Here is a 4,965-nt window from a genome sequence, read left to right on the forward strand (position 1 = left end):
TTGGACTCCCAGAAGTCGCGGGTGAACCTTATCGCTACCTCGTAGTCATCCGGAGTAAGACCGACCCCCTTGAGAACCTCCATACTGAGCTTGTACTGCTTCTTGAACTCGTCCATGGCCTGTTTGAGGTCGCGGGCGACGGTATGCATGTCGGGCATCGTGAAGGCCCTGAGCCTCCTGAGACCGCTAAGCTCACCTCTCTTCTCCCTCCTGAAGGAGTACCTGGTGAGCTCATACATCCTCAAAGGAAGGTTGCGGTAGCTTATGGTCGCGTCCTTCTTTATGAGGAACTGACCGAAGCATGCCGCGAATCTTAGGAAGAACTTCTTGTCACCGCTCTTGACTATGTACTGCCTGGCCGGGAACCTGTTCAGGTACTTCTCCAGAGCTGGATGTTCGAAGTCGTACATGATGGGCGTCTCGACTTCCATGGCACCGTACTCGATGACCTTCTCGGTTACGTACTGCTCAAGGAGCCCCTTTATAAGGCGCCCCTTCGGGTAGTAGCGCAGGTTCCCGGCATCACTCCCTGGTTCATAATCCACCAGCTCGTGCTCGAGCATCAGCTTAACGTGAGGGGGCTCCCTCTCAGCTACACGGCTCTTGCTTATTTCGTAGTTTGCGAACTTCCTGAGGTTCTCATGGCCGGTGAAGTCGAACCTGTCAACTTCGATAAGCTCGCCTTCGGGAGTGAGGATGTACCAGTAGCTCTTCAGCTCCTTCTCCTTCTCAAGGGCTATGTTGCGCTCCTCTTTGCTCACTTCCTCCCCGCTCGGGACTATCGTCCTGCTGAGCTCGGCCAGCGGGTGGCCCTTGCAGCTCAGCTTGAACGCCTTGTAGTAGCCGAAGGGTGCCCTCTTGACCTCAAAGCCCTCCTTTTTAAGCCTCTCCTCAATTTTCTGAAGAATCTTGAGGGCCACATCCGGCTTCGCCAGCTCACTGCTCAGATGGGCGAAGGGGTAAACGAAGACCCTCTCCGCTTTAACCTGCTCTGCGACGTCCTTGATTTCTTCCACTGCTTTCTCAACAACTTCATCCGGATTGGCCTCGTCGGCCTTCTCGACGCTTATAAAGACCGCCAGAACTTCCTCGAGCCTGCCCTTTTTCTGCTCCTCGCTTATTGGCTCGGGGTTCTTAAGGGCCTTGTCCTTGACCTCGTATTCGAGGTAGTCTGCGTGTATCAGAAGCATTCTCATCTCAACCACCACCGAAACTTTGCCTGAATTACTAAAACTTTTCTCCCGTCCTTTATAAAACTAAAGGCTTAAAAAATCCGGGTCGGAACTTTCACGGAGGTGTGAGAATGGAGGATAAGAGGGGTGCTAAAGATGGTCAGCTCGTCCTCCCCGGTGATTATCTAGGGGTCATCGAGGAGTTTCTCCCTAGAGAAGGAGTTAGGGAAGAGAACGGCGAGCTCTACGCCACAAGGGCCGGTAAAGTAAGGATCAACAGGGAGAGGATGGAAATAAGCGTCGAACCCGTAACCGATACACCGCCCCTGCCAAAGGTCGGGGACATTGTCCTCGCGAGGGTCATAGAGGTCAAGTCCCAGGCCGTTATAGCCCAGCTCTTGGCCATTGAGGGGAGGGAAAACGACAGGGAGATAGCGATCTCCAAGCTGGCTGGGATACACATCTCCCAAGTCAGGGAGGGCTTCGTCGATGACCTGAGCAAGGAGTTCAAAATCGGGGACATCGTCAGGGCGAGGGTTATAGCCAACGAGAAGAGTCCGATACAGCTCTCTACCAGAGAGCCGGATATGGGGGTCGTTTACGCCCTCTGTTCCCGTTGCAGGACTCCACTCATAAGGCGGGGCGACAAGCTCATCTGTCCTCGCTGCGGCAATGTCGAGACGAGGAAGCTCTCCCCTCTCTACAGAAAGATAAAGGTGTCTTTATGAGAGCCAAAAGGGTAATCACGATCCACGTCAGGGACGAGGGGGAAAAGGAGGAGTTCATGAAGGAGCTCCAGAGGCTCCGCCTTCCGGCTTTTATCTACGTCCACGGTAAACTCGATTCCCTTAAGGTAAACGTCCAAGGAACGAAGGATGAGATAAGAGAAGCCCTCACCAAGATAAGGGAGATACAAAACAGGGTGAGGGCAAAGCTCTACCCGGACAGACGCGGGATGTATCACTACTCAGTAGACGACCTCCTCAGGGAAGCCGGTGCCAGCATCTCCACACCTATACTTCTGAGAGCTCTTGAGCTACTCGGTGAGAGGGCTGAGGTCAGGGGGAGTGAGCTGATAACCTCGATGCCTTGGAAGGAGGCCGTTGAACTCGTGTCCCGTCTAGGCGAGGCTCTTTCCGAGATAGCTCTCCAGACGACGAAGCAGATCAGGGAAGTCGTCGTCCCCCTTTCAGTCGCCTTTGATATACCACCTGAGGACGTCATTGATGCCCTCGTCGATCTGGGCCTAGCGGAGTGGAAGGAGGATAAGTTTAAATACGAACTGGTCAAGAACAAGGAGCAGGCCCTGGAGGAGCTACTCAAGGCTTTAAAAGGTGATGATAATGAAGATTGAGGTCATCAGGCGGGAAGACAACGTGCTGGAGTTCTACATTGAGGGGGAAGACCACACCTTCGCGAACCTGCTCAAGGAGTATCTTGAGGAAAACGGGCACGTTACCTTTGCCGGATACACGATAGAACACCCCATCCTCATGGCGAGGAAACCGCGCTTTAAGGTCGTCACCGACGGCAAGATCACCCCTGAAAAAGCCCTCGAAGAGGCCGCGCAGAAGATATTTGATGGTGCCAGAGAGGCCCTTGAGGCTTGGAAGAAGACCCTTGAAGGGTGAACCCATTGGCCTCTTTTTCCTATCCGAGAAACTTCACCGACAAGGGACTTTCAAAGTTCGGTGATTCTCTGCTCAACTTCGTCTTTTCCCTAGCCCTGAGTGAATACCTCGGAAGGCCGACGGGGGAGAGGGTTCCAAACGCTTCCCTCAGCATGGCCCTTGAGATGTCGGGCCTTCGAAAGCTCGCCCCACCGAGGAGCGACAAGCACGCCAGAGGAGACGTTGCCGAGGCAGTTTTTGCCTACGCGTGGCTGGAAGGGCTGATAACGATTGAGGAGGCTGTTGGAATAATTCGCGAGAACCTCAGCGAGGACGTTAAGCACTTTACCAGAAAAAAGGAGGCCATAGGTAAAGCACTGGCAGTTCTCTACAGGGAAATAGGGAAAAGGCTCTCAGAGGCTTGTGAGAAGCTCGATTAGCCCCTGCTTGTCCGGTATCTTGACGAACTTTTCTGAGTTCTTGACCTTCAGGAGGAGAGGAACGTCGCCGAAAAGCTTGAGAACCTTTCCAAAGGGTATACCCCCCTCACCGGGCAAGAGGTGGAGGTCGCCGACTCCGTAAGCCAGGGCATCTTCTGGCTCCACCTGCGGAAAGAGCTTTCCGAAGTTGTCGTGGATCATCAGTATAATTGTCTTCTCGGTTCCGAGCTTGACGTCCTCAAGGAGCTTCTCGTCGTTGCCCTGTGCACTCAGGAATGCGTGGGCAACATCAAGGGCAAAGCCCACGTTTTTCCGGTCAACGTTGTCAACTACATAGAGGGTGTCCTTGACGCTGAAGGTGTTCTCCAGGGCTATTTTTATGCCGAATGGGCCGACCATATCGGCGAGTTGCTGTATCGCCTCAATCTCCAGATCAAGCCTTCCGGTCTTTCCGCTCTGCATAACAACGACCTTTGCCCCGAGCTTTATCGCAACGTCTGCAACGGCCTTCGCAACGCGGAAGTGTCTGCTGTAGTAGATGTGGTCGCGGAGATTCACCGAGATCGGCATCCTGACTATGTAGTCTATGCCAACACCCTTCAGCGTGGTCTCAATTGACCTCAGCTTCCTCTCAACGACGGCACCGTTCTTTATCAGCCCAAGGGCGTGGGGGAATATTGAGACGAAGTCGTAGTTCTTTATCTTCACGTCGGCCAGTATCGATGCTAGGCCCTTGTCCTTCGTGATGAAGTGCGGGTATATCGTAACCCCTATCTCCATACTACCACCTTGAATGAAGTTGCCCAGGGGATATAAAAGCTTAGCGAGGGCAGAGTTTAAAAGCTCCACGTGGAAATCCAGCCGGTGGGAGAATGAGGGAGAACATCTGGAAGTACGTGTCGGCAGTCTTAGCGCTCCTTCTTGCGCTCTCGGCCGTGACAATAGTTGTCCTCTACCATTCGACCTCCCCATACACCATTCCGTCAAACGGAACTTTCAGGCCGGTTGAAGTGAACACCCTAAACGTCAGCTTCGGGTGCAACGCTTCCTTTCAGGAGAGTGAACTTGAAGATCAGATAAGCTTCCTCCGCTCTCTTATAAACGAAACTGGCAATGGCACCGTAGCAATCGTTCCCATTTTCGGCATCATAGACGAGTACACAGCCCTTCAAGTTGTGCCCCTCCTCCGGGAACTTGCCTCAAACTCCTCCGTTGGCGGGGTTCTGCTCTGGATTGAGAGTCCCGGCGGAAGTGTTGGCCCGGTCATGGAGATATACTCCGAGGTCAGGAAGCTCTCGTTGGTAAAGCCTGTGGTTGCCTACTCCGGGGGGATCATGGCTTCAGGTGGTTACTACATAGCTGTAGGCGCCGAGAAGATAGTTGCAGACCCCCTGGCAGAGGTTGGGAGCATAGGGGTTATCTACGTTCACTACGACCTTGAGAAGAACTACGAGATGAACGGCATAAAGGTGGAGGTCTTTAAGACAGGCCCCTACAAAGACATGGGGGCCGAGTGGCGCGGCCTCACCCCCGAGGAGAAGAAGATAATATCCGGTATGGTGAACACATACTTCCAGGCCTTCCTTAAGGCCGTCTCTGAGGGCAGGGGTATGAACATGAGCACTGTCAAGAAGTTCGCAACCGGAAGGACGTGGTTCGCGGAGAACGTTACCGGAACCCTCGTGGACGAGACGGGAGGCATAGACACCGCCATATCGGTTCTTGAGAGTCTTATGAACGCAA

General features: G+C 53.6%; 7 protein-coding genes. 5 read left to right on the forward strand and 2 right to left on the reverse strand.

The features are described 5' to 3' along the window. The coding region (locus MVD07_RS08605; RefSeq protein WP_297500893.1) for a threonine--tRNA ligase at positions 1-1,196 on the reverse strand (1,196 nt) is incomplete at its 3' end. 107 nt (positions 1,197-1,303) lie between these two features. Between MVD07_RS08605 and MVD07_RS08610 the strand changes: the two genes are divergently transcribed. The 4 genes from MVD07_RS08610 to MVD07_RS08625 are packed head-to-tail and all read left to right on the forward strand — an operon-like array spanning position 1,304 to position 3,222. Then, a complete protein-coding gene (locus MVD07_RS08610) occupies positions 1,304-1,900 on the forward strand; it encodes an exosome complex RNA-binding protein Csl4 (protein WP_297500897.1) in 597 nt (198 codons plus the stop codon). Next, positions 1,897-2,526, forward strand: a complete 630-nt coding sequence (locus tag MVD07_RS08615; protein ID WP_297500900.1) for a DUF2067 family protein — start codon at positions 1,897-1,899, stop codon at positions 2,524-2,526. Before MVD07_RS08610 ends, MVD07_RS08615 begins: the two co-directional genes overlap by 4 nt. Continuing rightward, complete coding sequence (locus MVD07_RS08620; protein ID WP_297500912.1) at positions 2,516-2,803, forward strand: DNA-directed RNA polymerase subunit L; 288 nt, start codon at positions 2,516-2,518, stop codon at positions 2,801-2,803. Before MVD07_RS08615 ends, MVD07_RS08620 begins: the two co-directional genes overlap by 11 nt. A 5-nt stretch (positions 2,804-2,808) precedes the next feature. After that, positions 2,809-3,222 carry a ribonuclease III family protein gene (locus tag MVD07_RS08625; RefSeq protein WP_297500903.1) on the forward strand — a complete coding sequence of 138 codons (414 nt, stop codon included), beginning with the start codon at positions 2,809-2,811 and terminating at the stop codon, positions 3,220-3,222. Here MVD07_RS08625 and MVD07_RS08630 read toward each other — a convergent pair. Next, positions 3,196-4,002 carry a sugar phosphate isomerase/epimerase gene (locus MVD07_RS08630; RefSeq protein WP_297500906.1) on the reverse strand — a complete coding sequence of 269 codons (807 nt, stop codon included), beginning with the start codon at positions 4,000-4,002 and terminating at the stop codon, positions 3,196-3,198. The two genes, MVD07_RS08625 and MVD07_RS08630, sit on opposite strands and share 27 nt — an antisense overlap. Before the next feature lie 92 nt (positions 4,003-4,094). On the opposite strand from MVD07_RS08630, the gene sppA reads away from it, so the two are divergent. Continuing rightward, positions 4,095-4,965 (forward strand): signal peptide peptidase SppA (sppA, locus tag MVD07_RS08635; RefSeq protein ID WP_297500909.1); only part of this gene is annotated, 871 nt, incomplete at its 3' end.

The organism is Thermococcus sp. (assembly GCF_027008145.1).
Classification (GTDB): Archaea; Methanobacteriota_B; Thermococci; order Thermococcales; family Thermococcaceae; genus Thermococcus.

Coding starts and splice junctions, on each gene's coding strand:
- MVD07_RS08615 (WP_297500900.1), top strand. CDS start 1,897: ATGAGAGCCAAAAGGGTAATCACGATCCACGTCAGGGACGAGGGGGAA.
- MVD07_RS08610 (WP_297500897.1), top strand. CDS start 1,304: ATGGAGGATAAGAGGGGTGCTAAAGATGGTCAGCTCGTCCTCCCCGGT.
- MVD07_RS08630 (WP_297500906.1), bottom strand. CDS start 4,002: ATGGAGATAGGGGTTACGATATACCCGCACTTCATCACGAAGGACAAG.
- MVD07_RS08620 (WP_297500912.1), top strand. CDS start 2,516: ATGAAGATTGAGGTCATCAGGCGGGAAGACAACGTGCTGGAGTTCTAC.